The organism is Aliidiomarina sanyensis (assembly GCF_003987175.1).
Taxonomy (GTDB): Bacteria; Pseudomonadota; Gammaproteobacteria; order Enterobacterales; family Alteromonadaceae; genus Aliidiomarina; species Aliidiomarina sanyensis.
The window spans coordinates 56131-81951 of sequence record NZ_PIPM01000006.1; the positions used below are offsets into that span (position 1 = coordinate 56131).

Below are 25821 nucleotides of genomic sequence, written 5' to 3' on the forward strand. Positions count from 1 at the left end.
ATGATCCTCGGCCTTAAAAAGTCCGGTACAAGTTTACGAATTATCAGGAGTTACACCTTGGCTAACATCAAGTCTGCGAAAAAGCGCGCGGTCACGGCTGAAAAAAACCGTCGCCACAATGCAAGCCGCCGCTCAATGATGCGCACTTACATCAAAAAAGTTCAAGCAGCTATTGCTGCCGGTGACCAAGCTCAAGCGCAGCAGGCATATGCTGTTTTGACTCCGGTTATCGACCGTTACGCGACCAAAGGTCTGATCCATAAGAACAAAGCTGCTCGTCATAAGAGCCGTTTGTCAGCTCAGATCAAATTGCTGTCTGCGTAAGCAAACTCAGTTTGCGAAGAAAACCGCCTCCGGGCGGTTTTTTTGTGCCCAAAAAAGTCTCAAAACGCGGTTCTGGGTTTTTCATAGGCCCCTTTGATAATCTCTGAGCCATTGGTTCAGAACGGATTTTAACCCACGTGACCGACGCAAATCCCAGCGCGGACAGTAAGTCCACTGCAATAACGTCATCGGGGTATTAAAATTTGCAATTACTGCCGGGGGGTAACATAATTTTGACAATTGCAAGTTAGCAATATTGGATAAACGTTCAAGGAATGAAAGTAGATGAAATATTTAACTATTCTGGTTGTGGCCTTTTTCGCCGTTCTCGCAAGCCCCATCACGCACGCCACGGAAAACTGCGCGAACTACTATAAGAAATACAGTTCGGTGTGCGCTGATTACACATATCAATCCCAATTGGTCTGGTTCAATAGTACGTTTGGTTCTGAGCATCAATTATTCGTCAGAACCTCCCGTTCCCCGTCTGGAACGGTGGTGGGTGTCAGTTTGGACTTTGTTGCCGAGATGGGCGGCTCGATGAACTCCCCGAACGAAGCTGCAATCAATGAAGTCTACGAAGCGTTTCGGTTAGCTTACTTAAATGAAGGATTCTTTATTTATCGCGACTGTGATCCGACACGAGAAATTTGTTGTGATGATTACACGTGCTCTGAAATCCAAGGGGAGGAGTCTCTTCAGACATTTGACCCGCAAGATGCGCACCAGGGTGGTGATGTCGGACAAGCGAATTGGTTGGGTCGTGTGCGTGATGTGATCACCACGGCCGATGCTGGTGTTAGCCTGTTTGACCGGGTTGTCCGAGGTTCAGGCGATACCAGTGACTTTCGCGATAAATTAACGCAAGAAACTTCGGCAACTCCAAAGGTTTTATTAGTTTCTACGCAAGGCGGTGGACATTTTCTTTGCCTCGACGATGGGGTGAGTTGTAATCAGATCGCCGGGAGTTTGACGCTCGGTGAGGATTTTGCCTCTGCATACCTTCATCATGAATTTGGCATGGATACGAATATTGAAATCTACGAGTTTCTACAAAACTGGTTTTATGAGCAGTTAAATCCGTTTTTCGTCTGTAGCCAGACAATGCGTTGTGATACAACGAGCAGCTGTACCGTCACATTGTCCTGCCGTTAACGATCGTGCTCGCGCTGGGGATAACAGCAGATAACTAAGAATGCGTCGGTTCTGGGTTTTTCATGGGTTCATGTGATAATCTCTGAGCCATTGGTTCAGAAAGGATTTTAACCCACGTGACCGACGCAAATCCCGGCGTGGACAGTAAGTCCACTGCGACGACGCCATCGTCTAATCCCTCCTCGCAAAAGCCTGCTCCGCGCTTATTGCGCTCTGGCTTGATCGTCAGCGTGATGACGTTCTTATCCCGAATCCTCGGGTTGGTGCGCGACGTTGCGATTGCGGCCCTGATGGGTGCCGGCGCGGCCGCAGACGTCTTTCTTTTCGCCAATAAGATTCCTAACTTTCTTCGCCGTCTCTTTGCTGAAGGGGCTTTTGCGCAAGCCTTTGTTCCAGTTCTAACCGAATACCATCGTGGAAAATCGTTGGATGAGACGCGTCTTTTGATGGCACGCGTCGCCGGAACCCTTGGAACCTTGGTCGGTATTGTCACCTTGGTCGCCATGGTGCTCTCGCCGGTTGTGGCGGCGCTATTCGGTATGGGCTGGTTTATGGACTGGCTGCGTGGTGGGGACCAAGCAGACAAGTTTGAAATGGCTAGTTTGCTATTACGAATTACCTTTCCATACCTCTTTTTTATTACCTTAACAGCCCTCTCGGGTGCTGCGCTGAATGTTCTTGGCAGATTTGGTGTTGCTGCGTTTACGCCAGTTTTGCTGAATGTCTCGGTGATTGTTGCCGCGTTGTGGCTTGCACCCATGTTAGAGCGCCCGGAAATCGGTCTCGCGATCGGTGTGTTTGTGGGTGGGGTTGTGCAGTTCCTATTTCAGTTACCCTTCCTGAAGCAAGCAGGGCTCTTGGTCATGCCGAAGTGGGGTTGGCGCGATCCGGGTGTGGTGAAGATCCGCACCCTGATGATTCCGGCCTTATTTGGGGTTTCGGTTAGTCAAATCAACCTACTCCTCGACACGGTGATTGCGAGTTTTCTGGTGACCGGTTCGATCAGTTGGTTGTATTACGCCGATCGTTTGCTTGAGTTCCCACTCGGGCTCTTTGGTATTGCGATTGCGACGGTTGTGTTGCCGGCACTTTCTGCGCGCCATGTCGATCAATCATTGGATAAATTCCGCAGTACCCTCGATTGGGGCGTGCGCATGGTAGTCATGCTCGGTTTGCCTGCTATGGCGGGGCTTTTTGTTCTGGCAGAGCCGATGCTGTTGGTCTTGTTCGAGCGAGGGGTATTTAGCCCAGAAGATGCGTATCTTTCTTCATTTGCCCTGATGGCATACGCCACCGGCTTGCTCAGTTTTATGTTGGTGAAAGTATTGGCCACCGGCTTTTTTTCGCGTCAAGACACGAAGCGCCCTGTGAAATATGGCATTATTGCCATGGCCTCCAATATGGTTCTCAATATCGTTCTCGCCATTCCCTTTGGTTACGTGGGTCTTGCCCTTGCAACTGCGTTATCGGGCACCCTCAATGCCTTACTCCTCGGAACCGTATTGTATCGCGAGAAAGTCCTTATATTGGCACCGGCTACGCGCCGTTTTCTGCTGAAAGTTACTTTAGCAACGGCGGTTATGATCGGTTTATTAGTGGAACTTTCACCGGATCGATTGGCATGGGTTGATGCTGACTTCTGGCAGCGGGTGATCTGGCTAACCGGTTTGATCGCTGCGGGTGCTGCGACCTTTGTTATAAGTTGGCTCGTTTTCGGTGGCCGGCCGCGTGAATTACGGACTGTTTAATTAAACCTCGCACGGGTCGTAAAGCAACCGACGAACATCAAAATAACGTGGCCAATTCATCGGTGGTCCACGGGTGCATGGGGAAGTGGATTAAGATATAATCGCGCGCCTATGGAATTGATTCGTGGTTTACATAACATTCGGCCTGAGCATCGGGGCTGCGTCCTGACGATTGGCAACTTTGATGGCGTGCATCTTGGGCACCAAGCGGTGCTCGAGCAAGTGCACGCGCAGGCGCTTGCGCGCAAGGTCCCTTCGGTCGCGATGATCTTTGAGCCGCAACCTCTGGAGCTATTTGCACCGGACCGGGCCCCTGCGCGCTTGTATCGTTGGCAGGATAAGTACAAGCACATTGCTGAGTGTGGCGTCGATCGATTGCTCCTCACACAGTTTAATGCGCGCTTTGCGAATTTAACCGCCGAAGCCTTTATTGAAGATGTCCTCGTGGGTAAGCTTGGGGTCTCGTTGTTGGTTGTTGGCGATGACTTTCGTTTTGGCAAGGCTCGAACGGGCGATTTCAACTTGCTAAAACAAGCCGCGAAGCACTTTGGTTTTGAGGTCATTGACACCCAAAGTTATCGCACTGAATCCATTCGGGTCTCGAGCACCGCAATTCGCAGTGCATTGACGACGGCTGATTTTGAAACCGCTGCGCGTATGTTAGGGCGTCCGTATGCAATCAGTGGTCGCGTGCGTCATGGAGCGAAAAAAGGGCGTACGATCGGGTTTCCGACCGCTAATGTTGCGCTTCATCGGTTGCATAACCCGTTACGGGGCGTCTACGCCGTCGGGCTTGAGACAGCGCACCACGTCTATGCCGGCGTTGCGAACATTGGCCGGAAGCCGACGGTTGCAGGCACCGAAGAATTGCTGGAAGTTCACTTATTTGATTTCCCCGGTCCCCGAGACTCAGCAGAACTCTATGGTGAGCAAGTTTTAGTAACCCCTCTGGCATGGTTGCGAGCCGAAAAGAAGTTTGCCAGCTTCGATGCGCTTCATGCGCAAATTATAGAGGACGCAGCGCTTGCGAGGGCGTTGCTAATACCGGATGATTCGGATGAGTCATCGAAGACAGAATCCGCTAGCGGGGCGCCCTATCAAACGGTATCGACCTCGAAGTAGACTGAACAAAACGCGTATGTTGCATCACACTTTAATGAACTGAGTTACGTAAGTAGCCTCCAAACAAGAACGGACCGAACTGCATGAGCGATTACAAACCTACGTTGAACCTCCCGGATACGGCGTTTCCGATGCGCGGCAACTTAGCCCAGCGCGAGCCTGAAATGCTGGCACAATGGTATCAAGACGATTTGTATGGCCAGATTCGCAAGGCGCGGGCGGGACGAGAGAAGTTCATTTTGCACGATGGCCCTCCCTACGCGAATGGCAATATTCACATTGGCCATGCAGTGAACAAAATCATCAAGGATATGGTGGTGAAGTCAAAAACCCTTAGTGGGTTTGACGCACCTTATGTTCCGGGCTGGGACTGTCATGGCCTGCCGATCGAACTAATGGTTGAAAAGAAATACGGCAAGCCGGGCAAGAAGCTGACCGATGCCGAGTTTCGGCAAAAGTGTCGTGAGTATGCGCAAAGCCAAGTTGAAGCCCAGATGGTCGACTTCAAACGCTTGGGCGTGCTAGGTGATTGGGACAACCCATATCTGACCATGAATTTCGCCCAAGAAGCGAATATCATTCGTGCGCTCGGAAAAATCATTGAAAATGGTCACTTGCAACAGGGCTTCAAACCGGTGCATTGGTGTACCGACTGTGGCTCTGCATTGGCAGAAGCGGAAGTAGAGTATAAAGACAAGGCATCACCTGCCATTGATGTGCGCTTCCCGATTGTCGATGCGAACGCAACCATTGCTAAATTTGCACACCCAGAAGGACATCCGGGTGAGGGGCCGATTAGTCTGCTGATCTGGACTACAACCCCGTGGACCATTCCTGCGAATATGGCGGTGACGGTAGAGCCGAGCCTTGAATATGCGTTAGTTCAAGTTGAAGGCGAGCAGCCGGAGCGTCTCATTTTGGCCAGTGATCTCGTGGTCAGCGCGATGGAACGGTATGGCATCAGCAAATATCACAAGCTTGGTTTCTGTAAAGGAGCGGATCTTGAGCTGGTGCAGCTGCGTCATCCGCTGCAAGCCCGCAATGTCCCGGTTATTTTGGGTGAACACGTCACAACTGAATCAGGAACAGGCTGTGTTCACACGGCCCCTGGGCACGGGGTCGATGACTTTTTAGTCGGTCAACGCTACGGCCTGGAGGTTTATAACCCAGTGAATGACCATGGGGTCTACAAAGAAGACACCCCACAGTTCGCTGGACAACACGTCTTTAAAGCAAATCCGAACATTGTTGATGCGCTGAATGAAGCAGGCATGCTCATCCATCATGAAAGCTATGAGCACAGCTATCCTCACTGCTGGCGCCACAAGACACCGATCATTTTCCGTGCAACTCCTCAGTGGTTCGTCAGCATGGACAAGCAAGGCCTACGCCAAAAAGCACTGAGTGAAATTAAAGGAGTCCGTTGGGTTCCTGAATGGGGTGAAAACCGAATTGCGGGTATGGTCGATGGTCGTCCAGATTGGTGTATCTCCCGTCAGCGCACTTGGGGTGTTCCACTCACTTTATTTGTGAATACCGAAACGGCTGAGCCGCATCCGCGCTCGTTGGAACTTCTCGAAGCAGTTGCTCAACGGGTCGAAGCGGAGGGAATTCAAGCCTGGTTTGATTTGGATGCCGCGGATCTGCTCGGTGACGACGCGAAACAGTATCGCAAGCTGACCGATACACTTGATGTTTGGTTCGATTCGGGGGTAACGCACTACTGTGTCTTAAAACAAGAAAGTGCCTTGCAATGGCCAGCGGATTTGTATCTTGAAGGGTCAGATCAGCACCGAGGGTGGTTCCAGTCGTCGCTCTTAACGGGTGTTGCAACCCAGGGTACGGCCCCATACAAGCAAGTGTTAACTCATGGTTTCACGGTGGATCAACACGGTCGCAAAATGTCCAAGTCGTTGGGTAATGTTGTATCTCCCCAAGACGTGATGAATAAATTGGGTGGCGATATTCTTCGTTTGTGGGTTGCGAGTAACGATTACACGGCCGAAATGACCGTCTCTGATGAGATTCTAAAGCGTTCAGCCGACGCATATCGACGCATTCGTAACACAGCACGTTTCTTGTTGGCGAACTTGAACGGGTTTGATCCGGCACAGCACGAAGTAAGCACCGCCGATATGGTTGAACTGGATCGTTGGATCGTGGGTCGCGCACAAGCGTTACAGAACGAAATTCAGACGGCGTTTGATAATTATCAATTCCTGACGGTCGTGCAAAAACTAATGCACTTCTGTTCAATTGAGCTCGGTAGTTTTTACCTAGATATCATTAAAGACCGTCAGTACACCGCGAAGAAAGACAGTATTGCCCAGCGCTCATGTCAGACTGCGCTGTGGCATATTACGGAAGCCTTAGTTCGTTGGATTGCGCCGATTTGTAGCTTCACGGCGCAAGAAGTATGGCAAGCATTACCTGCGCCACGCACCGGCGAACGCGCTCAGTATGTCTTTACGGCGGAGTGGTACACCGATTGGCCTGCCGATTTGACCACGGGTAAAATTTCCAATGCGCAGTGGCAGCAAATTCTGGAAGTGCGCGATGCAGTCAATGGTGCCCTTGAGCAAGCCCGTCGCGATGATGTGATTGGCGGTGCGTTGCAAGCGGAAGTAACTTTGTATTGCAACGATGCGATAGCGACAACTTTGTCATTGCTCGGCGATGAGTTGCGTTTCGTGTTGCTCACGTCAGCGGCGACAGTCAAACCATTGGTTGAAGCGGTGGATGCACATGCAACGGAATTGGCTGGCCTCAAAGTTCACGTGGCGCGAACCGAGCACCAGAAATGTGCCCGTTGCTGGCACCATCGTGACGATGTTGGAACCCATGCGGATCACCCGGAGTTGTGTGGTCGCTGTGTGACCAACGTTGATGGTCGCGGCGAAACCCGCGCGTTTGCTTAATAGAGCCGGGAGCATTCGATGGCGACAGTAAAGCCAACGCGTTGGCAGGAAAGTGGACTCACCTTGTGGTGGGTCATGCTTGTGGTGTTGGTCTTAGACCAATTGACCAAAGTGTGGGTGGTGCAAGCGCTGCCGTTATTTGGCCGGGTCGATGTCCTGCCATTCTTTGATCTCGTCCATGTGCGCAATTATGGGGCTGCATTTAGTTTTTTGAGCGATCAAGGCGGTTGGCAGCGTTGGTTTTTCACCTTGATTGCCCTGGTCATCGTTGCGGTTCTGCTGATTTTCTTGCGACGTCAAGGGCGTCAACTCAAGGTACTGAATTGGTCCTTCGCACTGCTGGTGGGCGGTGCCTTGGGGAATGTTGTCGATCGCGTGCGCTTGGGTTATGTCGTCGATTTTCTTGATTTTTATGTCGGGAGCTATCACTGGCCCGCCTTTAATGTAGCGGATAGCGCGATTGTGATTGGCGCGGGCTTGATGATTTACGATAGCTTCTTTGGCTCCGGCGCAAAGTCCGATGTGAACCAAAAAAGCAAACCTAAGTCCTAGTGGTAAGGAAGTAAGCAGTATGAGCGAAGAGTCAGTGATTGGTCCGGGCAGCCGTGTGGTCTTTCATTTTTCAATTAAACTGGAAGATGGATCTGCTGCGGATAGCACCAAAGTGCACGGGAAGCCGGCACGGTTGACGATTGGTGATGGAAGTTTGACCAAGAACTTCGAAGACTGCTTACACGGCTTAAAGGCGGGTGATAATCGTGAGTTCACCCTCGAGCCGGAAGATGCATTTGGACGTCCGTTGCCGGAGAATATCTATCATCTGGAGCGGGCTCGATTCTCTGGAGATACACCAGCAGAAGTGGGTGCAATCATTTCGTTTAGCCAGCCGAATGGTCGCGAGATCCCGGGAATTGTTCGCGAGGTAACGGGCGACATGGTCACTGTGGATTTTAATCATCCTTTGGCCGGTCAACGGGTTACCTTCGCAGTTGAAATACTGAGTGTGGAGGCGTCATGAAGATCATTCTCGCCAACCCGCGTGGCTTTTGCGCTGGGGTTGACCGTGCGATTACCATTGTAGAACAGGCCTTGGCTCTGTTTTCACCACCGATCTACGTACGTCATGAAGTGGTCCATAACAAACATGTGGTTGACGGTCTTCGGGACCGCGGCGCCGTTTTTGTGGAAGAGCTGGATCAAGTCCCCGACGACAGTATTGTAATTTTTAGTGCCCATGGCGTGTCTCGTGCGGTACGTGATGCCGCTGCAGACCGCGGTTTAAAAGTTTTTGATGCCACCTGTCCGCTGGTGACAAAAGTCCACATGGAAGTCACCCGGGCAAGCCGTCGTGATCAAGAGTGTGTTTTGATTGGTCACTCAGGTCACCCTGAAGTTGAAGGGACCATGGGGCAATACAGTTCAGAGACCGGTGGGATTTATTTGGTGGAGTCGGTCGACGATGTGGCGCGTTTGACGGTAAAAGATCCAAATGCACTGCACTATATGAGTCAAACAACCCTATCTGTCGATGACACCGCCGAGATTATTGATGCGTTACGAGCGCGTTTTCCCAATATTCAGGGCCCGCGCAAAGATGACATTTGTTATGCAACGCAGAATCGCCAAGATGCGGTGCGTGATTTGGCACAGGAAGTTGATGTGTTGCTTGTGGTCGGTGCGCGCAATAGCTCGAACTCGAATCGATTGCGAGAGCTGGCCGAGAAGATGGGTACGCGTGCTTACCTGATTGACGATGCAACCTGCATTAATCCCCAATGGCTCGCCGATGTGAAAACGGTGGGGGTTACCGCGGGCGCATCCGCACCGGAAATCTTGGTGCAGAACGTCGTCAGTTGGTTGCGGGCTCATGCCGAAAGCGCAGGTGCTCAAGCCGCGGTTGATGAGCGTTCTGGCCGTGAAGAGAACGTGACCTTTAGTATCCCACCCGAGCTTCGCATTACTCCGGTGAGTTAAGTCCTCCCTTGATACGGCGATCGCTTATTTTTATGGCGATCGCTCGCCTCTCCGCCACACTGTTCAGATACCGACGAAAGCGGGGGTGTCTGTGCGTGGTTTTTCCTTGATTGAATTACTCAGTATTCTGGTTTTGCTCAGCGTGCTCAGTCTATTTGCAGTGCCGTCCTTTCAGCAACTGATTGTCCGCTACCAACTGAAACAAGACGTTTCAAGTGTAGAAGGGCTCGTGCGGATGATTCGAATGCAGGCGATTGGGCGTGGGACTGATATGTACTTTACCCTTGAGCGTGAGATCGCAGGAACTCGCCTGTGTTGGGAAGACAGGGTACATGCGCCAGAGTGCTCCGAGCTAATAAGAAACGCTCACCTTGAGTGGAACTTTGCTGCGAACCCGATGCTGTTTCGTGGTCTCACGGGGATGGCGGGATTCAGTGCTGGTCATATTCGAGTCCGACACCGAGACGCCCAGCGCTTGGACCAATATCGGGTGATAGTGAGTACGCTTGGGCGAATTCGGGTGTGCGCTGTGCACGGCCCCGAGAGTTTTTATGAAGCGTGCTGATAGCGTGATCGGCTTCACGCTAGTGGAGCTCCTGATGGGCATTACCCTAACGGGAGTGCTCGTGCTGGGCGCGAGCGTTTTCTTTGCCGCGGTGTATGGCTCCATTCAACGCACTGAGCGCATAGCCTCGGCCGAGATGACGCTGATGCAAACCGGTCATTGGATGCTCCGTGCACTGGCAGATGGCGGGCTAGGCGCACATCAACTTTATCCGGAGTTCGAAACACCGGGCTGTTTTTTGGTCGGTGAAAGTGGCGTTCGCTTGCGGGCTGGGGCCTTGCAATGGCGCCCTTCGGGACGCGATTGTCAGGGGAGCGGATGGCTTACCCTGCATGATCCGGGTGTACTGTACGTTGAAACGATGGACTGGCGATCCCCGATGCTCTGTTTCACAGGGCGCGCCTCGAGTCGACAAGAACCCTTATTCGAATGGTGCAGTCCATGGCCTTATCCAATCAGCGGACCATAACAAATCAGCAGGGCGCCGCCTTGGTGGCGGTTCTGTTGTTGAGTACCGGTGTCACTTTCGTGTTACTGGGTTCTTTGCAACATGCACTCGAACAACGTACACGTGTTGCTATTGACCTCCAGATAGCCAGGATGGAGCGACTTGTGCGCACCGAGGTGCTTCGCTCGGAGCTTGTCTTGCGTGATTTAGAGCGAGGCGCGGCGATCCAACCTTCTGCTGGAATTCAGGTGGAAAGACGTTTCCAATCCATCGATTGTCCACCTATGACCGATATCGAGCCGGAGCGGATGCACTGCACACACGTTGACATTCAGGTGCGGATGCCGCGTCAGCGTTTTCAACGCAGTTTTTCAGGACGTTGGCGCCGTTACGATGCGGATATCGACACGAAGGAAAGTGGATGGTACTAAAAAAGCCTCAAGGATTTACCCTACCAGAAGTTATGCTGGCGCTAAGTGTGCTCTCCGTGACCGCCGTAGGAAGCGCTCACTTACTCACACATACACTCCATGCATGGCAGCAACTAAGCCCCCTCTACCAAGGCGAAGCCGAGCTTGCAGAATGGCTGGTGCATCTGAGCCAACAGACGCCGTTGACCGGCCAATTTTCCAGTGGCCGCGAATGGCGTATTACCCACGAAGTAGAAGGGATCCGCTGGTTCGTCATGGCGCATCCTGCGTTCCCCGAATGGTTGCCAGCAGAAAGCGGCTGGCAAGACCGATAATAGTCGCTCCGATCGCTATTTTTTGCTAGGATATGCGCAATTTATCTGCGCTCCGTCGGGTTGATCCGGTCGGAAAAATAGAAGGCAATGTTCCGGAAAATATGACCACGCAACCGACAGCATCGCCGCAATCTGCGGACCACAAAACGCTCCTTGCGGCAACCGATCTCGCATCGGTGCGTGGAGAGCGAACACTGTTTGCAGACTTGAATATGCATGTGCGAGCCGGTGAAGTGTGGCAAATCGAAGGGCCGAATGGCGCGGGAAAATCCAGTTTACTGCGTATTCTTACTGGGCTTTTGGCGCCACAAGCAGGACAGATTCAGTTTCGCGGTGAACCGATCCAAAACTGTCGCGAGGCCTTTCACGCGGAATTGCTTTTTATCGGGCACAAAGCAGGCGTAAAAGCGGAGCTGACCGCAATCGAAAACTTGGAATTTTACGCTGCCGTGCAAGGGCAGCCGATCAGCGCTCCTCCCTATGAACTGCTTGAAAAAGTGGGGCTTGTGGGGCTCGAAGATATTCCGGCGCAACGCCTCTCGGCAGGACAGCAGCGTCGAATCGCGCTCGCTCGTTTGTGGTTAACGGATGCGCCATTGTGGATATTGGATGAGCCATTTACCGCGTTGGATGTAAGCGGTATTGCGTTGCTGGAAGCCCGTTTTGCGGAGCACGTGGCGGCAGGCGGTGCGATTATTTTGACGTCGCATCAAGCGGTGAACTCTGCCCATTTCCCGCTTCAGCGCGTGCAGTTGAGGTATCAATACTGATGGTTGCTACTCGGACTGTATTTTTACAACTAGTGAAGCGTGATGTGCGCGTTGCTTTGCGGCAAAGAAGCGAGTTGCTGAATCCGCTCATTTTCTTGCTGATTGTGGTGAGTTTATTCCCATTGGGTGTCGGGCCAGGACCGGATATTTTAGCTCGCATTGCGCCAGGAGTGATTTGGGTCTCTGCTTTGTTGTCCGCGATGCTGGGGTTAGACCGGTTGTTCCGAGACGACTTTCGGGACGGGGCTCTGGAACAAATGATGTTGTTGCCGGTCTCTATGGAGATCAGTGTATTGGCGAAGATTGCCGTGCATTGGCTGTTAACGGCACTGCCGGTCTTGTTGATTGCGCCGTTGTTAGCACTGTTGCTGAATCTTCCCACCCATGCGTGGGGCGTTTTATGGTTGACCCTTTTGTTCGGTACGCCCGTATTGAGTGCTGCAGGAGCCATTGGTGTGGCACTGACCGTCAGCCTCAATAAAGGTGGTGCATTATTAAGTTTGTTATTGCTGCCGCTGCTAATCCCACTTTTGATTTTCGCAACGGCCGCAGTGGAAGCGGCAGTCTCCGGATTATCTGCCGCCGGACCCTTGGCTTTGATTGGGGCGTTTATGGTGCTTAGTTTAACGTTGGCACCGTTTGCAGTGAAAGCCGGCTTACGAGTGAGTGTGAACTAATATGTGGCGATGGTTACATCCCTATGCAAAATCGGAAGCAACTTTTGCACTAAATCAAAAGCTGCTGCCTTGGTTTCTGATTCCAGGACTCGTCCTGACCATTGTTGGTGTGATTTGGGGGCTCGCCTACGCGCCGCCAGACTATCAGCAAGGGGAAAGCTACCGCATTATTTTCGTGCATGTGCCTTCGGCTATTTGGTCCATGGGCTTTTATGTGAGCATGGCGATTGCTGGGCTGATTGCACTGGTCTGGCAAATTCGCACGGCTGAACTGGCATTGCTTGCAATCGCTCCGGTGGGCGCGGTACTCACGTTTATTTCCTTGTTTACGGGTGCTGTTTGGGGACAACCCATGTGGGGAACTTGGTGGGTATGGGATGCTCGCTTAACCTCCCAGCTGATTCTGTTGTTCCTCTATCTTGGCGTGATGGCATTGTATGTCGCATTTGAAGATGAGCGCGCGGGTGGGAAAGCCGCAAGTATTCTTGCGCTGGTCGGTGTAATAAACATTCCAATTATTCACTACTCGGTTTATTGGTGGAACACCCTGCATCAACAGTCAACGATCACCAAGGTGATTACCCGCTTCGAATCTCCGAGTATTGCGCCGGAAATGCTCTGGCCGCTCCTCGTGAATATCTTTGCGATGATGGCTCTTGCCGGAGCTCTCGTCATTATGCGTCTGAATAATGAGCTGTTGCGCCGGGAAGTGCATCGGCCATGGGCGCAAGCAATCTTGAACCAAGAAAAGAAGGAGAACCAGAATGCAGTTTGATAGCTGGAGTGCCTTCATCGCCATGGGTGGTTATGGCGTCTACGTATGGTCTGCATTTTTTGTGACCTTTTTGTGCTTCGGTATTCTCGCGTTGGAGGCGGTCTGGCGCCGCAATAAAATTCGCGAAGAAGCGCAACGGCAGCAGGCCCGCAGTGAACGAATTCAAAAAGCTAAACGAGAGTCCTCAACATGAACCCAAGACGTAAAAAACGGTTAATTATGACCAGTGGAATTCTGACCGGTTTTGCACTTGCGACCGGGCTGGTGTTGTATGCACTGTCTCAGAATATCGACTTGTTTTATACGCCGACAGAAATTGTGGAAGGGAAGGGAAGCGATAAGCAATTACCTGAGGTGGGCCAACGACTGCGTGTCGGCGGTTTAGTCGTCCCAGGATCTGTTCGACGCGAAGGCTCAGGCCTTTCTGTGTCATTCAGCCTGATCGATGTCGGTCCGGCGGTGGTTACCGTCGAGTATGAAGGCATATTGCCTGATCTGTTCCGTGAGGGGCAGGGCATCGTAGCGCAAGGTACCCTTGTTGGTGCCAATCGAATTCAAGCGAGCCAAGTGTTGGCACGCCATGATGAAGAGTATATGCCACCGGCCCTCGCTGAGGCGTTGAAAGGCATTCAACACGTACCGCCATCCCAGTGGCAGCTCGAGGAAGGGGAAGATCTCCCAGTCAACCCATTTGCTCGGGATGATGAGGACCAAGGGTCTTCAGGTGGTTCGTATGATCGCTGAGTTTGGACATTTTGCGCTTGCGCTGGCATTTGCTTTCTCGGCGCTCCTCGCCGTTGTTCCTCTGATTGGCGTATGGCGTGGGCACGGCGGTCAGATGGCAATGGGTCGTCCCCTGACTTATGGGATGTTTATTTTCACGCTGATTTCGTACATTGCCTTAACATGGGGCTTTATTGTTAACGATTTCAGTATTTCTTATGTCGCGAACAACTCGTCGTCCGTGACGCCTCTGATCTATCGTATTACGGCGGTATGGGGCTCACATGAAGGCTCTTTCTTGCTGTGGATGTTAGTCCAAGCGGGTTGGGCGGCGGCGCTTGCGCGTTTTTCAAGCCGCCTTCCTTTGGTGTTCGCTGCGCGAGTACTGGCTGTGATGGGGATGATCGGGGTCGGTTTTTACCTCTTCATGCTCCTCACGTCGAATCCATTCGATCGCACCTTGCCAATGATTCCGGTCGATGGCCGTGATTTGAACCCGTTATTGCAAGATCCTGGCATGATTATTCACCCGCCGTTGCTCTATATGGGTTATGTGGGCATGTCAGTGGCGTTTGCCTTCGCGGTAGCCGCTTTACTTGGCGGACGTCTTGATTCCGCGTGGGCGCGGTGGTCGCGCCCGTGGACGCTCGCCGCATGGATTTTCCTGACGCTGGGTATCATGGTTGGCTCGTGGTGGGCATATTACGAGTTGGGCTGGGGCGGCTGGTGGTTCTGGGATCCGGTTGAAAACGCCAGCTTTATGCCGTGGTTAGTCGGCACTGCGCTCATCCATTCCCTCGCGGTCACAGAGAAGCGCGGAACCTTTAAATCGTGGACTGTTCTTTTGGCAATCTCGGCCTTTAGCTTGAGTTTGTTAGGTACGTTCCTCGTCCGCTCGGGCGTGTTGGTGTCGGTTCATGCATTTGCTTCGGATCCCACGCGCGGGGCTTTCTTACTTGGGTTCCTCGGCGTGGTAATTACCGGCTCACTGTTGCTGTATGCGATCCGCGCTTCGAAAGTGCAAAGCCATAGTCGCTATGAGCTTTATTCACGAGAAGTCTTGTTGTTAGGGAATAATCTGTTGCTTGTGACCGCGACCATTGTGGTTCTGGTCGGCACCCTGTTGCCCTTGATATATCAGCAACTTGGGCTGGGCAACATTTCCATTGGCGAACCCTTCTTTGACCTAATTTTTATGTGGCTGACCATTCCGTTTGCGCTGATTTTGGGTCTCGGTCCATTGACACGCTGGCGCCGTCAACCCTGGGGTGAACTGCAAAAAACCGTGCTGTTCGGGATGCTCATTTCCGTCGTCTTGGCTTTCCTACTGCCGTGGATTTTTGCCAGTGAAGTGCATGGTTTAGCGGTCTTAGGCCTCATTCTCGCATTCTGGATTTTGAGTGCCACGGTGGCCGAGCTCAAAATGCGTGTGGCATCACGGGAGCAAAAAATCCCAGCGCTCATTAAGCTTGGGCGCAGTCATTGGGGTATGGTGCTTGGCCACGTGGGCTTCGCCGTGATGATTATCGGGATTGCCTTAGTCCAAAATTACGAGGTCGAGCGCACCGCTCGCATGGGGCCCGGGGATACCTTCTCCATGAGTGGCTATACCTTTGAATTCGTCGAAATGAGCGAACGACAGGGTCCGAACTTTATCAGTGATACCGCACTATTCCAGATTACCCGCGAGCAAAGCGGTCGATCGTTGGGGCGTATTACGTCGGAGAAGCGCTTCTATACCATTCAACGTCAAGTCCAGACGCAAACCGGTCTGCGTGTGAACCCGTGGCGTGACCTATACATTGCCATGGGTGAAGAGCTTTCCGATGGAAGCTGGGCGGTTCGGATTCATTACAAGCCGTTTGTACGATGGATCTGGGCTGGCGCCATTATTATGTCGGTGGGTGGTTTGCTTTCGATGACAGATAAGCGTTATCGAATTCGACGCCGACTCCAGTTAGAACGCAAACGCGAAGCAGAGGAGGCGAGCGCATGAATACGAAAATCAGAACCTTGATCCTGCTTACGCCATTGCTCGCGTTTTTGGGACTATCAGTCTTCTTATTCAAAGGCTTGTGGTCAGATCCCACCCATTTAGAGTCTGCATTGGTGGGGCGGTCAGTGCCTGAATTTGAACTGCCGGATCTCTATCAGCCGGACGTCAGCCACAATGAATCCATTGTCGGCGGTCGCCCGATGTTGATTAATGTATGGGCAACGTGGTGTCCAACATGCTACGCAGAACACACATTCTTGAATCAATTGTTGGCTGATGAAGGTGTGTACATCATTGGTTTGAACTATAAGGATGATTCGCGGGGGGCCGCGGTCCGCTGGTTGCAGGATTTAGGCGACCCTTATCAAATCAACCTGTTTGATGAAACCGGGCTACTTGCGCTAGATCTTGGTGTGTACGGTGCGCCAGAAACCTTTGTGGTGGACAAGGACGGCGTCATTCGCTATCGCCATGTGGGCGACTTGAATGAGCGGGTTTGGAGCCGCACGGTCGGACCAATCTACTATCAGGCCATGCTGGATGCGGGACTTGAAATTCCAGAGCACCGGCGGGAGTTACTGCCATGACGCGTCAAATAGAGCTGTTTTTAGTTGCGCTCGTTGTTGCGCTCTTCAGCGCATCGCTGGCGGCAATTGTCGCGTCACCCGCACAAGCTTCGGGTGAGTTCTACGCCTTTGATACTGCCGAGCAAGAACGTCGGTTTAATCGCTTGGCGGGGGAGCTGCGGTGTCCAAAATGTCAAAATCAGAGTATTGCAGATTCCGATGCACCGCTGGCACAAGATATGCGCCAACGTGTGTACATGATGATTATGGAAGGTCAAACGGACGCGGAGATCATTGAGTTTATGAAGGTGCGGTATGGTGACTTTGTTCATTATCGTCCACCGCTCAATCGCAACACGTTAGTGCTTTGGTTTGGCCCTTTCTTGGTCCTCCTGATTGGCATGGGGGCCGTCATTCTCCATGTACGCGGTAAGCAAAAAGTCAGCGCCGAATTGACTGAGGACGAGCGAGCGCGTTTAGCTGCTTTCGAGGCAAAAACGCGTGATGACGAAGATAAATCTGAGGAGCATAAGCACTGATGTGGTACGTACTAATTGCTCTGTTGTTGGTGGCCGCAGTGGCCTACATGTACATTGCCCGCCGCCAGCAGTGGGAAACCTGGACGATTCTCCAGGCGAACAAAGAAATTTATGAGTCGCGCTTAAAAGAGCTCGAAGACGACCTCGAGCAGGGCGCTATTTCGCCCAAAGATATGGTGCTTGCGAAGCAAGAGCTGCAAAAGACGTTTGTAACCGAAATTGACAACCCCGATGACGTGGTTGAGCACAAACCTGCGAATGTCGGCGTGATCACGCTTATTCTTGTTGTGCTGGCCGGTGGTTTGTATCTGTGGGCGGGTTCTTGGCAACAGCAGCAGCAGGCGGACCGCGCATGGGATACATTGCCGAAACTAAGTGAGTGGTTACTCGGCGATGAAAGTGCTGCACCTCAATCCGATGAGGAGTTTTGGGAATACGCGCTCGGATTGCGACAGCGCCTTATGGATGATCCAGAGCCGAATGCGTGGACACTGTATGGTCGGATGATGATGCAACTGCAACAAATTGAGCAGGCGCTTGAGTCCTTTGAGCGGTCCTATCGGTTAGAGGCAGACAACATCTCAAACCTGACGGTGTACAGTCAGGCCTTGATCCTGTCGGGAAGTGACAATGACCTTGCTCGGGCCAATCGTTTCCTTGGGCGTGTCTTGCAGCTTGATAGTCGCAACATTGAAGCCTTCGGCTTGATGGGTGTCGTTCACTTCGAGCGGGCTGATTACGAACGAGCGGTCACCGCTTGGGATATGGCACTGCGGCTTATGGGTGAGAACGATCCGCGCTATGCATCCATCCAAAATTCATTGCAGCAAGCGCAAGACCGTCTCGAGGGGAATGTCATGACCCTCACCGTAAACGTCGATATTTCAGAAACTTTACGGAACGAAATGCCATGGACTGCTACGCTGTATGTATTCGTCCGCGATCCTGACGGTGGCAGTGCACCGATTGCGGTAACACGCCAACGGGTGATGGATTTTCCGGTAACCGTGACACTAACCGACGAAGACATGATGCTAGAGGGCGCAAGTTTGTCGAATGCAGCAAGTTGGTTGGTTGGAGCGCGTTTGACTGTGGGCGATAGCATGGAGCGCCGTAGTGGTGACTTTGAAGCGCGTCCTCGTTTGGTGGAGCGCCAGGCCGGCCAACAGGTTCAGTTGGTACTAACGGAGTTGATTCCTTGAGTCAGTGGATAGACGGTGCACTCACCGGCAAATATTTACCTCGGGCGCTGCTTTGCGCCCTTGTTGCAGTTTTTGCCTTAACGGGGTGTGCTTCAACGCCCGACGAAACGGAAAATGAGTTTGATTTTTCCGACGAGCGCGATCCATTCGAAGATTTTAACCGTGTCATGTGGGACTTTAACCGAGATGTGTTGGATCCTTACGTAGCACTCCCTCTCGCAAATGCCTATGAGAATATACCGCGTCCAGCGCGGCGCGGGCTCTATAACATGACCGAAAACTTGCTGGAACCTGCATCGGTGGTGAATAACTCCTTGCAGGGAAAGGGCAAGCCTGCGGCTCAAAGCTTCGGCCGCTTTCTTATTAACACGACGTTTGGTGTGTTCGGGTTTTTCGACGTTGCAAGTAAAATGGGTGTCGGACAGGAGAAAGAGGCCTTCGGCGAAACGCTCGCGGTTTACGGCGTACCAGACGGTCCCTATATCATGCTCCCTGGACTTGGTCCCACGGTGGTGATTGATCGGGGCGGCGATTTCGTTGACGACTACATCTGGCCAATGTCCTTTATGTCGTGGCCACTGACCATAACCCGCTATGCAATTCGCGGTCTTGAACAACGCATTGAGCTCAAAAACCTAGAGCCCATGCTCGAAAACGCGATTGACGAATACGCATTTGTTCGTGAAGCCTATTTCTCAACCTGGCTCGACAAAGTCTACGATGGCAACCCGCCTGAGCGAGACGACTGGGACGCTTGGGATGATTGGGGCGACTGGGATGAGGACGAGTGGGACGACGAAGAGTAGCCAACGCACTGCGTTGGGTCCGCGCCCGATAAAGGCTCCGGGCAGGTCGTAGCCAACGCACTGCGTTGGGTCCGCGCCCGATAAAGGCTCCGGGCAGGTCGTAGCCAACGCACTGCGTTGGGTCCGCGCCCGATAAAGGCTCTGGGCCCGGTATGGGCTGATGCCCCCTCAGGGACGCCGTAAACCCATCCATGGGGGCTTGACTGCCGCATCCATGCGGCAGACACCCTGCAGAGGTATCAACCCACTCCGGGCCACGCCTGTTCCCATCAGAGCAAAACCCAACGCGGTGCGTTGGCTACGTCGTATTGGGGCAAGACCTAACGCGGTGCGTTGGCTACGTCGTATTGGGGCAAAACCCAACGCGGTGCGTTGGCTACGTCGTATTGGAGCATAACCCAACGCGGTGCGTTGGCTACGTCGTATTGGAGCATAACCCAACGCGGTGCGTTGGCTACGTCGTATTGGGGCAAAACCCAACGCGGTGCGTTGGCTACGTCGTATTGGAGCAAAACCCAACGCGGTGCGTTGGCTACGTCGTATTGGAGCATAACCCAACGCGGTGCGTTGGCTACGTCGTATTGGAGCATAACCCAACGCGGTGCGTTGGCTACGTCACGAATGATTGCTATCGCCACCGTCTTGCTGGCCAGGTTCGTCGCGGCCGGACGCTTTTGCCTGTTCGTGCTTGCGAATCGCTTCTGGAATGTAAGGCACAGCGAGTGTCAGATTCACCGGGAGGACCGCAAGCCGGTAGAGTAACCCCAGCAATAGAATTGCTAATAATTTCCAACCGGTTCCCGGAATATATAAAACCGACCAGAACAGGGCGACGAGAATAATCACTTTCAGGGTGTTGCCAAACGCTTTGCGTTCAAACGGCATCATTTGATTGGCTCGATGGATGATAGCAACCCGTTCCGTTGGCGAATAACCCTGTAAAGCTTCAATTGTCTTTGATGAAAAATAGATCATGAGCCCTCACTGTTCTATCGATGCTTTTTGCAAACTTTCATAAGTTTAACATGCTCTCGGGAAAAAGCAGGCGTGGCGGTTTACCCTCAGACCTGCAAACGGGTATTATAGGCCCGAATAATTCCGTGCTATACGCATCAAATTGCTGAAAAGGAACTCGCATGACGCAGACAAACGCCCCTGTGCGCACCGCCATTATCCCCGTTGCAGGCCTAGGAACGCGGATGCTTCCGGCCACGAAGGCGATTGCCAAAGAAATGTTGCCCTTGGTCGACAAGCCCCTGATTCAATACATTATTCACGAATGTGTGGCAGCGGGAATTACCGAGATTGTGCTGGTTACTCATGCGAGCAAAGGTGCTATTGAGAATCACTTTGACGTGAACTACGAACTTGAAGCAATCTTGGCGGAACGCAATAAGCAGAAGTTGCTCGACGAAGTTCGTCGTATTTGTCCTCCGGGTGTCACCATCACCGCGGTGCGTCAAGGTGTTGCAAAAGGCTTGGGACACGCGGTGTTGTGCGGACGCCCGGTTGTGGGAGACGCCCCGTTCGCAGTGGTATTGCCGGATGTGTTGATTGATGAGTATACCCATGACGCCACAACAGAAAACTTGGCAGAGATGATTCGGAATTTCGAAGAGACCGGTGCCAGCCAAGTCATGTTGGAACAAGTTCCACGGGATCGGGTGGACCAGTACGGTGTGGCGGACTTGGGTGGCGTGGAGCTTGCGCCGCGTCAGCAGGCGCCCATCAAAGCGCTGGTTGAGAAACCGAAAGTGAGTGAAGCGCCTTCTAACCTTGCGGTGGTCGGTCGTTACGTCTTTTCAGCTAACTTATGGCCATTGCTGGAAAAAACCAAACCGGGTGCAGGAAACGAAATTCAGTTAACGGATGCAATGGCTGAATTGCTCAAACAAGAGCCGGTCCATGCCTATTACATGGAAGGTCGCAGCCACGACTGCGGCAACAAACTTGGCTATTTGCAAACGATCGTCGCCTACGCAGAACGCCATCCTGAGCTCGGCAACGACTTCAAAACCTGGCTCGCAAACCGGTAGGTTTTACCTTTTGATTACGCATGGTCGGTTTGACGCTTTGTAGTTCTTGAACAATGCTATTCATACGTGTGTTTATGGAGTCACGCCTATGAGTCGCAAAGTTCTCATCATTGAAGACGATCCCGTTTATGGCGATATGCTCAACCGCTATCTTCTTGACCGAGGATTTGAAACCAGTCTGGCACAAACCGGTCATCAGGCAATGGAGTCATTGCCCAAGGTGCGGCCGGATATTGTCCTTTGCGATCTTAATCTCCCGGACATTTCGGGCTTACTTGTCTTGGAACGACTGCTTGCGTCATCGGATCCAGCTCCCGTGATTGTTATTTCTGCCTCGGATGATATGAAGGACATTCGCGAGGCAGTTCGTCTCGGTGCGGTTGATTATCTCGTTAAGCCCGTGCGGCAACTGGATGTCCTTGAGTATGCCATCGAGAATTGCCTGACGCGCTCTTCGCTGGAAGAAAGCTTTGAACATGAGCGCTGGGAGCTTGATGACCACCTCGATGTCTTGTTCCAAGATCATGCAGTTGTTGAGCGATTAACCGAAGATTTGGTACCGCATGACTTTATTGATGTGGGCCGGTTTCATATTAATCACCAGTTACATCGCGACGATGGAGAAAAACTCTGGATAGATTACTACCGCTTACCGAATGAAAAAGCCGTCATGGTGATGGCTCACGCACAGGCGCTGGCCGGTCAAAATGTGGTGTCACTGCTCGTGCTAAAGACCCTGTTCAATCCGTTTCTACGCTCCGCAATGGCGGGTGAGCATAATGTTTTGATGCATCCGCATCATTTATTGTCGCGCCTCAATGCGGAGTTGTGTCATTCCCGAATTCGGACCGCATTTGATATGGTTGTCGTGTGGATTGATGCGGCGGCCAATACTGCATTTTGGAGCCTCGCGGGGGAGAAGATTTTGCTGAGTCATGAGGGAAAAGCGGACCTCGCTTTAGGGATTTGGAACAATGCGACGTATCGAGTTCACCAAAGTGAGTTGCGCGAGGAAGGGTTCTACCTCGCATGCTTGAACTCGCATATTCGTCTGCGACCGCGTTAGACCTTATCGCGCTGGCTCCCGACTTATAGGGGTTTCGTCGCGAGAAGAACAGCCCGTTTCGGTGCTGGATACCCCTCAATTGTTCGCGAGTGATCGTTTGGATCCAAAAAATCAGCCAGCGACTGGCTTTCCATCCACGCTGTGCGGCGTTGCTCATCGCATGAGGTGACGGTCTCATCGACGACGCGCACATGGTGCATGCCAAGGCGCTCGAGCCAATGCACAAGTGCGGAAGACGAGGGGATAAACCATACGTTCGGCATTTGTGCGTAGCGGCTGCCCGGAACCAATACCTGATTTACATCACCGTCAATGACCAAGGTCTCGAGGACCAGTTCACCACCAGGTCGTAGCTGATCGATGCATTGTTGTAAGAAATCGATGGGTGAGCGGCGGTGATATAACACCCCCATACTAAATACCGTATCAAAGGCAGTGAGCTTTGGCATGTGCTCGATTCCGAGTGGAAGAAGCTCAATGTTTCGCGCGAGTGCTTCAGGTACGAAGGAGCGAATAGCGCGGAATTGAGCCACGAACAGATGGCTTGGGTCAATCCCGACCGCTAGGTCTGCTCCGGCTCCGAGCATACGCCAGAGGTGATATCCGCTGCCGCAGCCAATGTCGAGCACGGTTCGCCCTTGCAAAGGCGTAATATGTGAAGCGAGTCGATCCCATTTCCAATCGGAACGCCATTCGGTATCAATATGAACGCCAAAGAGGTCAAATGGACCTTTCCGCCATGGCATCAATTGCTGTAACAAGCCTTCGATCCGTGCAATTTGTCCCGCTTCAAGTTCACGCGCGTCACCAATCTGCACGTGATCCTTCAGGTTGATGTGAGCCGCTTTATGATCTGGTAATTGCGCTAACAGGCGATGCCATTTACGTGCATCCCCATGTTGGCGTTGTTGTTCCCAGGCGCGCAAATCTGCTGGCAGATGCTCCAGCCAGTGAGCTAGCGAGGTCTCGGTAAGCCGTGCAAAAAACGGATAGTAGGCCGCCATGCCCTCGGGTTGCTTATTCGCCATCCTGAGCTCCTTTAACTGCAATCCACGACGTAAAATTGAAGCAGCGGTACCATTCTTGAATGGTGCTGAAGCCGACCGCGCGGAAACGTTCGATGTGCCGCTCGGCGGAGTCGAGACGCATGACATTCTCAAGTGCAGCGCGCTTTTGGCTGATCTCCAGATCACTGTATCCATTGCTGCGTTTGAACTCATGGTGAAGGTCCACCAAGGTCGATTCAACGAGCGGATCCGTGTGCGTTACTTTCTCGGAAAGAATCAACAGGCCGTTCGGGAGCAGTGCATCGTAAAACCGCTGCATCAACGCGTCTCTTTGCTCTGGCGCAATAAACTGCAGTGTGAAATTCAGTACAATGATCGAGCACTTCTCGAGCGGATAGGTTAATATATCGGCACATTGAACGTGCACCGGGATGGTTCCGCGATACGCACTGATGTGGCTTTCACAGCGTTCGACCATCGCAGGCGAGTTATCTACCGCAACAATCTGGACCCCGGGTACAGAACAGTGTTGTCGAATTGATAAACTGGCAGCACCCAATGAACAGCCTAAATCGTAAATGCGCGTGTTCGGTTGAGCAAAACGATCTGCTAATCGACCAATCACATCGACAATGGTCCCATAGCCCGGCACGGATCGATTGATCATGTCCGGAAACACATTGGCAACCTGGGCATCAAACGCAAAGTCGCTCACTTGCGAAAGGGGCGCGGCATAAATTGAATCACGTTGTTTGTTCATAGCGGAGCAAGCAATCCAAGTATTCAGTTGAATAGGTCATTAATCACCAACAGATTGTACCGTATGCCAATCACAACGACCATTAAAACGCTGAGGACATCCGTGTTGAAACAGTTTTGGGCGATCGTGCTGTGTCTGCTCGTGGCACTATTTCTCGTAAGTGGCCTACGCGCCACGCCTGAGGAAGCTGTCGATGTGTTCTTATGTGCAGACGAAAGCCTCACTGAGAGCGCACGCCTGAACGCATTTGTGATTGGTACCACAGATGAGCACATCGCATCGCTTTTGCGTACCTCAGAAGGACTTACCACGCGTCTTTACGGCAGTACGGTTGCGCTGCAAGGCGCGATTGAGGAACACCACGTCTTGGTGTGGACGTGTTCTGCAGCAGAAGCACAAGAGTATCCTGGACGTATCTATTCGCTGACCCTCGATTCTTCCCTCATACCCGAAGTTGCTGTTGGGTACGTTTCCGGAAATGGGACCTTGACCTTGCGTCCCGAGGAGCTTGAACTCATTTCAGGGCTCGGAGCGCTCCGCATCGGATTACCCATGGATTCTGAGCCTGTCATATTTCGTGAGCAAGATGGGCAGCCGTACGGGCTAGATGCAGATATTGTCAGTATTCTGGCGAAGCGTCTTGGCGCAGAGTTTGTTTGGGAGGATTGTGGCAGTTGGTCGGCTTGTGTCGATGCGCTGCAGGCCGGCGACATCGACGGACTCACATTTTTCACACCGACACCTCAGCGGATGGAGTTTAGTGTGTTTACGATTCCATACTGGGACGTGCCCTGGGCGCTGGCCGGTGGGGAACAGCTCCCGCGCGTCCGCCAATTTGCCGATTTAGAGGGCCTGCGTGTTGCGGTTGTCGAAAGCTACAGTGTGGTTGAGGAGCTGCAAGAGAACCCACGCATAGAACTTATTTTGGTGGAACGCCCTGAACATGCCTTCCGCGCCATTCTCGAGGGGGATGCTGATGTCTATATGGACTCACTCCCGCTGTTGCTCGGGCGAGTCCGTGAGCAACATTTATCACATCTGCGCCTTTCTGTGCTGTATGACGAGCGGGGTGATCAGGTATCGGTTGGACTCCGTCGCGATTTAGACGCACTGATTCCCTTGCTGGATCGAGCGATTTTATCGATCACAGCCGAAGACCGGCGCACTATTTCTCAGCGTTGGTTTGACCCTCGTTACGAGCAAGGTCTTGCCCGCGAAACGGTACGCAAATGGGCTGCGATGACGGTATTTGCGGTCCTCATTCTAACGGCGATCGTGGTGCTTTGGTTGCAGCATTTACGCCGCGAAATAGCGCGTCGTCGCTTGCGAGAAAAAGAGGCGCGGTTTCGCGCACTGCACGATGAGCTGACCGAGTTGCCTAATCGCGCCAACATTCAAGAGCAAATTGAATTGGCTTTACTCTCACACAGCACGGCAGGAACTAAATTTGCTCTCATGTTTGTGGATCTGGATGGCTTCAAAGCGGTGAATGACAAAGAGGGTCATGACGCGGGGGATGAATTGTTATTCGCGGTTGCACAACGGTTGAAACGAGCGACACGAAAAACCGATCTCGTTGCACGTTTTGGCGGTGATGAGTTTGTCATTTTGGTTCGCGACGTGGAGTCACCCGAGCAAGCACAACGCATTGGTGAGAAATTCTTAACGCGCGTGGCTCAGCCATACACGATTTCGACCTCTGAGGGATCCTTCACAGCAAAAATAGGGGCCAGTATCGGGGTGGCGCTATTCCCTGATCATGGAGTGACCCAAGACGATCTCTTGCGAGCAGCCGACGATGCCATGTATGAGGTCAAAGAAGCGGGCAAACACGGCGTTTTTCTGGCCCGCCCAGAGCAACCAAGAACCGCAGAGTAGGGCATCACAGCGGGTGACTTT

At 52.5% G+C, this 25821-nt stretch carries 28 protein-coding genes; 25 read left to right on the forward strand and 3 right to left on the reverse strand.

What is annotated here, in order from left to right; genetic code table 11:
• The first annotated feature begins 57 nt into the window (after positions 1-57).
• The 22 genes from rpsT to CWE11_RS07230 all read left to right on the forward strand — a co-directional run bounded on the left by rpsT (position 58) and on the right by CWE11_RS07230 (position 19053).
• Positions 58-324: a 30S ribosomal protein S20 gene (gene rpsT / locus CWE11_RS07125; protein ID WP_126776931.1), complete on the forward strand. Its 267-nt coding sequence runs from the start codon at positions 58-60 to the stop codon at positions 322-324.
• A 285-nt stretch (positions 325-609) separates the two neighbouring features.
• Positions 610-1479, forward strand: a complete 870-nt coding sequence (locus CWE11_RS07130) for a hypothetical protein (protein ID WP_126776932.1) — start codon at positions 610-612, stop codon at positions 1477-1479.
• A gap of 233 nt (positions 1480-1712) precedes the next feature.
• Positions 1713-3227 (forward strand): murein biosynthesis integral membrane protein MurJ, encoded by a 1515-nt coding sequence (murJ, locus tag CWE11_RS07135; protein ID WP_126777026.1) that lies wholly within the window; start codon positions 1713-1715, stop codon positions 3225-3227.
• A 111-nt stretch (positions 3228-3338) separates the two neighbouring features.
• Positions 3339-4349 carry a bifunctional riboflavin kinase/FAD synthetase gene (gene ribF / locus CWE11_RS07140; protein ID WP_126776933.1) on the forward strand — a complete coding sequence of 337 codons (1011 nt, stop codon included), beginning with the start codon at positions 3339-3341 and terminating at the stop codon, positions 4347-4349.
• Positions 4350-4432: 83 nt separating this feature from the next.
• Positions 4433-7267 (forward strand): isoleucine--tRNA ligase, encoded by a 2835-nt coding sequence (gene ileS, locus CWE11_RS07145; protein WP_126776934.1) that lies wholly within the window; start codon positions 4433-4435, stop codon positions 7265-7267.
• Positions 7268-7285: 18 nt separating this feature from the next.
• A complete protein-coding gene (gene lspA / locus CWE11_RS07150; protein WP_126776935.1) occupies positions 7286-7819 on the forward strand; it encodes a signal peptidase II in 534 nt (177 codons plus the stop codon).
• A 19-nt stretch (positions 7820-7838) separates the two neighbouring features.
• Positions 7839-8285, forward strand: a complete 447-nt coding sequence (fkpB, locus tag CWE11_RS07155) for an FKBP-type peptidyl-prolyl cis-trans isomerase (RefSeq protein ID WP_126776936.1) — start codon at positions 7839-7841, stop codon at positions 8283-8285.
• Positions 8282-9241, forward strand: a complete 960-nt coding sequence (gene ispH / locus CWE11_RS07160) for a 4-hydroxy-3-methylbut-2-enyl diphosphate reductase (RefSeq protein ID WP_126776937.1) — start codon at positions 8282-8284, stop codon at positions 9239-9241. The genes fkpB and ispH overlap by 4 nt, the downstream gene beginning before the upstream one ends.
• Before the next feature lie 91 nt (positions 9242-9332).
• Positions 9333-9806, forward strand: coding sequence for a hypothetical protein (locus CWE11_RS07165; protein ID WP_126776938.1), 474 nt, complete (start codon positions 9333-9335; stop codon positions 9804-9806).
• A complete protein-coding gene (locus CWE11_RS07170; protein ID WP_126776939.1) occupies positions 9793-10275 on the forward strand; it encodes a hypothetical protein in 483 nt (160 codons plus the stop codon). The genes CWE11_RS07165 and CWE11_RS07170 overlap by 14 nt, the downstream gene beginning before the upstream one ends.
• Complete coding sequence (locus CWE11_RS07175) at positions 10248-10685, forward strand: hypothetical protein (protein ID WP_126776940.1); 438 nt, start codon at positions 10248-10250, stop codon at positions 10683-10685. The genes CWE11_RS07170 and CWE11_RS07175 overlap by 28 nt, the downstream gene beginning before the upstream one ends.
• Positions 10676-10999 (forward strand): PulJ/GspJ family protein, encoded by a 324-nt coding sequence (locus CWE11_RS07180; RefSeq protein WP_126776941.1) that lies wholly within the window; start codon positions 10676-10678, stop codon positions 10997-10999. The genes CWE11_RS07175 and CWE11_RS07180 overlap by 10 nt, the downstream gene beginning before the upstream one ends.
• Positions 11000-11100: 101 nt before the next feature.
• A complete protein-coding gene (gene ccmA / locus CWE11_RS07185; RefSeq protein ID WP_126777027.1) occupies positions 11101-11769 on the forward strand; it encodes a cytochrome c biogenesis heme-transporting ATPase CcmA in 669 nt (222 codons plus the stop codon).
• Entirely contained in the window at positions 11769-12446 is a 678-nt protein-coding gene (gene ccmB / locus CWE11_RS07190) for a heme exporter protein CcmB (RefSeq protein WP_126776942.1), read from the forward strand. The genes ccmA and ccmB overlap by 1 nt, the downstream gene beginning before the upstream one ends.
• 1 nt (position 12447) lies before the next feature.
• On the forward strand, positions 12448-13221 hold the full coding sequence (locus CWE11_RS07195; RefSeq protein WP_126776943.1) for a heme ABC transporter permease: 774 nt from the start codon (positions 12448-12450) through the stop codon (positions 13219-13221).
• On the forward strand, positions 13211-13414 hold the full coding sequence (ccmD, locus tag CWE11_RS07200; protein WP_126776944.1) for a heme exporter protein CcmD: 204 nt from the start codon (positions 13211-13213) through the stop codon (positions 13412-13414). The genes CWE11_RS07195 and ccmD overlap by 11 nt, the downstream gene beginning before the upstream one ends.
• A complete protein-coding gene (gene ccmE / locus CWE11_RS07205) occupies positions 13411-13965 on the forward strand; it encodes a cytochrome c maturation protein CcmE (RefSeq protein WP_126776945.1) in 555 nt (184 codons plus the stop codon). The genes ccmD and ccmE overlap by 4 nt, the downstream gene beginning before the upstream one ends.
• The gene (locus CWE11_RS07210) at positions 13955-15940 is read left to right on the forward strand and encodes a heme lyase CcmF/NrfE family subunit (RefSeq protein WP_126776946.1); all 1986 of its coding nucleotides are present in this window, start codon (positions 13955-13957) and stop codon (positions 15938-15940) included. The genes ccmE and CWE11_RS07210 overlap by 11 nt, the downstream gene beginning before the upstream one ends.
• Positions 15937-16527, forward strand: coding sequence for a DsbE family thiol:disulfide interchange protein (locus CWE11_RS07215; protein WP_126776947.1), 591 nt, complete (start codon positions 15937-15939; stop codon positions 16525-16527). Before CWE11_RS07210 ends, CWE11_RS07215 begins: the two co-directional genes overlap by 4 nt.
• Complete coding sequence (locus CWE11_RS07220; protein ID WP_126776948.1) at positions 16524-17045, forward strand: cytochrome c-type biogenesis protein; 522 nt, start codon at positions 16524-16526, stop codon at positions 17043-17045. The genes CWE11_RS07215 and CWE11_RS07220 overlap by 4 nt, the downstream gene beginning before the upstream one ends.
• On the forward strand, positions 17045-18247 hold the full coding sequence (gene ccmI, locus CWE11_RS07225) for a c-type cytochrome biogenesis protein CcmI (RefSeq protein ID WP_126776949.1): 1203 nt from the start codon (positions 17045-17047) through the stop codon (positions 18245-18247). The genes CWE11_RS07220 and ccmI overlap by 1 nt, the downstream gene beginning before the upstream one ends.
• The gene (locus CWE11_RS07230; RefSeq protein ID WP_241971751.1) at positions 18244-19053 is read left to right on the forward strand and encodes an MlaA family lipoprotein; all 810 of its coding nucleotides are present in this window, start codon (positions 18244-18246) and stop codon (positions 19051-19053) included. The genes ccmI and CWE11_RS07230 overlap by 4 nt, the downstream gene beginning before the upstream one ends.
• A 615-nt stretch (positions 19054-19668) precedes the next feature.
• Here the strand turns inward: CWE11_RS07230 and CWE11_RS07235 are convergent.
• Positions 19669-20028, reverse strand: a complete 360-nt coding sequence (locus CWE11_RS07235) for a DUF6170 family protein (protein WP_126776950.1) — start codon at positions 20026-20028, stop codon at positions 19669-19671.
• Positions 20029-20189: 161 nt separating this feature from the next.
• Here CWE11_RS07235 and galU point away from each other — a divergent pair, with 161 nt between their 5' ends.
• Together galU and CWE11_RS07245 are read left to right on the forward strand one after the other, a co-directional pair.
• Complete coding sequence (gene galU, locus CWE11_RS07240) at positions 20190-21089, forward strand: UTP--glucose-1-phosphate uridylyltransferase GalU (protein WP_126776951.1); 900 nt, start codon at positions 20190-20192, stop codon at positions 21087-21089.
• An 88-nt stretch (positions 21090-21177) separates the two neighbouring features.
• Positions 21178-22155 (forward strand): response regulator, encoded by a 978-nt coding sequence (locus CWE11_RS07245; protein ID WP_126776952.1) that lies wholly within the window; start codon positions 21178-21180, stop codon positions 22153-22155.
• A 23-nt stretch (positions 22156-22178) separates the two neighbouring features.
• Here CWE11_RS07245 and cmoB read toward each other — a convergent pair whose 3' ends face one another.
• Together cmoB and cmoA are read right to left on the reverse strand one after the other, a co-directional pair.
• A complete protein-coding gene (gene cmoB / locus CWE11_RS07250) occupies positions 22179-23183 on the reverse strand; it encodes a tRNA 5-methoxyuridine(34)/uridine 5-oxyacetic acid(34) synthase CmoB (protein ID WP_420808387.1) in 1005 nt (334 codons plus the stop codon).
• On the reverse strand, positions 23173-23922 hold the full coding sequence (gene cmoA / locus CWE11_RS07255; protein WP_126776953.1) for a carboxy-S-adenosyl-L-methionine synthase CmoA: 750 nt from the start codon (positions 23920-23922) through the stop codon (positions 23173-23175). Before cmoA ends, cmoB begins: the two co-directional genes overlap by 11 nt.
• A 105-nt stretch (positions 23923-24027) precedes the next feature.
• On the opposite strand from cmoA, the gene CWE11_RS07260 reads away from it, so the two are divergent.
• Entirely contained in the window at positions 24028-25800 is a 1773-nt protein-coding gene (locus CWE11_RS07260; protein ID WP_206750182.1) for a diguanylate cyclase domain-containing protein, read from the forward strand.
• Positions 25801-25821 lie beyond the last annotated feature (21 nt).

What these genes read in the sequence shown, in the direction of transcription:
- CWE11_RS07130 (WP_126776932.1), top strand. Translation starts at nt 610, where the DNA reads ATGAAATATTTAACTATTCTGGTTGTGGCCTTTTTCGCCGTTCTCGCA.
- murJ (WP_126777026.1), top strand. Translation starts at nt 1,713, where the DNA reads ATGACGTTCTTATCCCGAATCCTCGGGTTGGTGCGCGACGTTGCGATT.
- ribF (WP_126776933.1), top strand. Translation starts at nt 3,339, where the DNA reads ATGGAATTGATTCGTGGTTTACATAACATTCGGCCTGAGCATCGGGGC.
- ileS (WP_126776934.1), top strand. Translation starts at nt 4,433, where the DNA reads ATGAGCGATTACAAACCTACGTTGAACCTCCCGGATACGGCGTTTCCG.
- lspA (WP_126776935.1), top strand. Translation starts at nt 7,286, where the DNA reads ATGGCGACAGTAAAGCCAACGCGTTGGCAGGAAAGTGGACTCACCTTG.
- fkpB (WP_126776936.1), top strand. Translation starts at nt 7,839, where the DNA reads ATGAGCGAAGAGTCAGTGATTGGTCCGGGCAGCCGTGTGGTCTTTCAT.
- ispH (WP_126776937.1), top strand. Translation starts at nt 8,282, where the DNA reads ATGAAGATCATTCTCGCCAACCCGCGTGGCTTTTGCGCTGGGGTTGAC.
- CWE11_RS07170 (WP_126776939.1), top strand. Translation starts at nt 9,793, where the DNA reads ATGAAGCGTGCTGATAGCGTGATCGGCTTCACGCTAGTGGAGCTCCTG.
- CWE11_RS07175 (WP_126776940.1), top strand. Translation starts at nt 10,248, where the DNA reads ATGGCCTTATCCAATCAGCGGACCATAACAAATCAGCAGGGCGCCGCC.
- CWE11_RS07180 (WP_126776941.1), top strand. Translation starts at nt 10,676, where the DNA reads ATGGTACTAAAAAAGCCTCAAGGATTTACCCTACCAGAAGTTATGCTG.
- ccmA (WP_126777027.1), top strand. Translation starts at nt 11,101, where the DNA reads ATGACCACGCAACCGACAGCATCGCCGCAATCTGCGGACCACAAAACG.
- ccmB (WP_126776942.1), top strand. Translation starts at nt 11,769, where the DNA reads ATGGTTGCTACTCGGACTGTATTTTTACAACTAGTGAAGCGTGATGTG.
- CWE11_RS07195 (WP_126776943.1), top strand. Translation starts at nt 12,448, where the DNA reads ATGTGGCGATGGTTACATCCCTATGCAAAATCGGAAGCAACTTTTGCA.
- ccmD (WP_126776944.1), top strand. Translation starts at nt 13,211, where the DNA reads ATGCAGTTTGATAGCTGGAGTGCCTTCATCGCCATGGGTGGTTATGGC.
- ccmE (WP_126776945.1), top strand. Translation starts at nt 13,411, where the DNA reads ATGAACCCAAGACGTAAAAAACGGTTAATTATGACCAGTGGAATTCTG.
- CWE11_RS07210 (WP_126776946.1), top strand. Translation starts at nt 13,955, where the DNA reads ATGATCGCTGAGTTTGGACATTTTGCGCTTGCGCTGGCATTTGCTTTC.
- CWE11_RS07215 (WP_126776947.1), top strand. Translation starts at nt 15,937, where the DNA reads ATGAATACGAAAATCAGAACCTTGATCCTGCTTACGCCATTGCTCGCG.
- CWE11_RS07220 (WP_126776948.1), top strand. Translation starts at nt 16,524, where the DNA reads ATGACGCGTCAAATAGAGCTGTTTTTAGTTGCGCTCGTTGTTGCGCTC.
- ccmI (WP_126776949.1), top strand. Translation starts at nt 17,045, where the DNA reads ATGTGGTACGTACTAATTGCTCTGTTGTTGGTGGCCGCAGTGGCCTAC.
- CWE11_RS07235 (WP_126776950.1), bottom strand. Translation starts at nt 20,028, where the DNA reads ATGATCTATTTTTCATCAAAGACAATTGAAGCTTTACAGGGTTATTCG.
- galU (WP_126776951.1), top strand. Translation starts at nt 20,190, where the DNA reads ATGACGCAGACAAACGCCCCTGTGCGCACCGCCATTATCCCCGTTGCA.
- CWE11_RS07245 (WP_126776952.1), top strand. Translation starts at nt 21,178, where the DNA reads ATGAGTCGCAAAGTTCTCATCATTGAAGACGATCCCGTTTATGGCGAT.
- cmoB (WP_420808387.1), bottom strand. Translation starts at nt 23,183, where the DNA reads ATGGCGAATAAGCAACCCGAGGGCATGGCGGCCTACTATCCGTTTTTT.
- cmoA (WP_126776953.1), bottom strand. Translation starts at nt 23,922, where the DNA reads ATGAACAAACAACGTGATTCAATTTATGCCGCGCCCCTTTCGCAAGTG.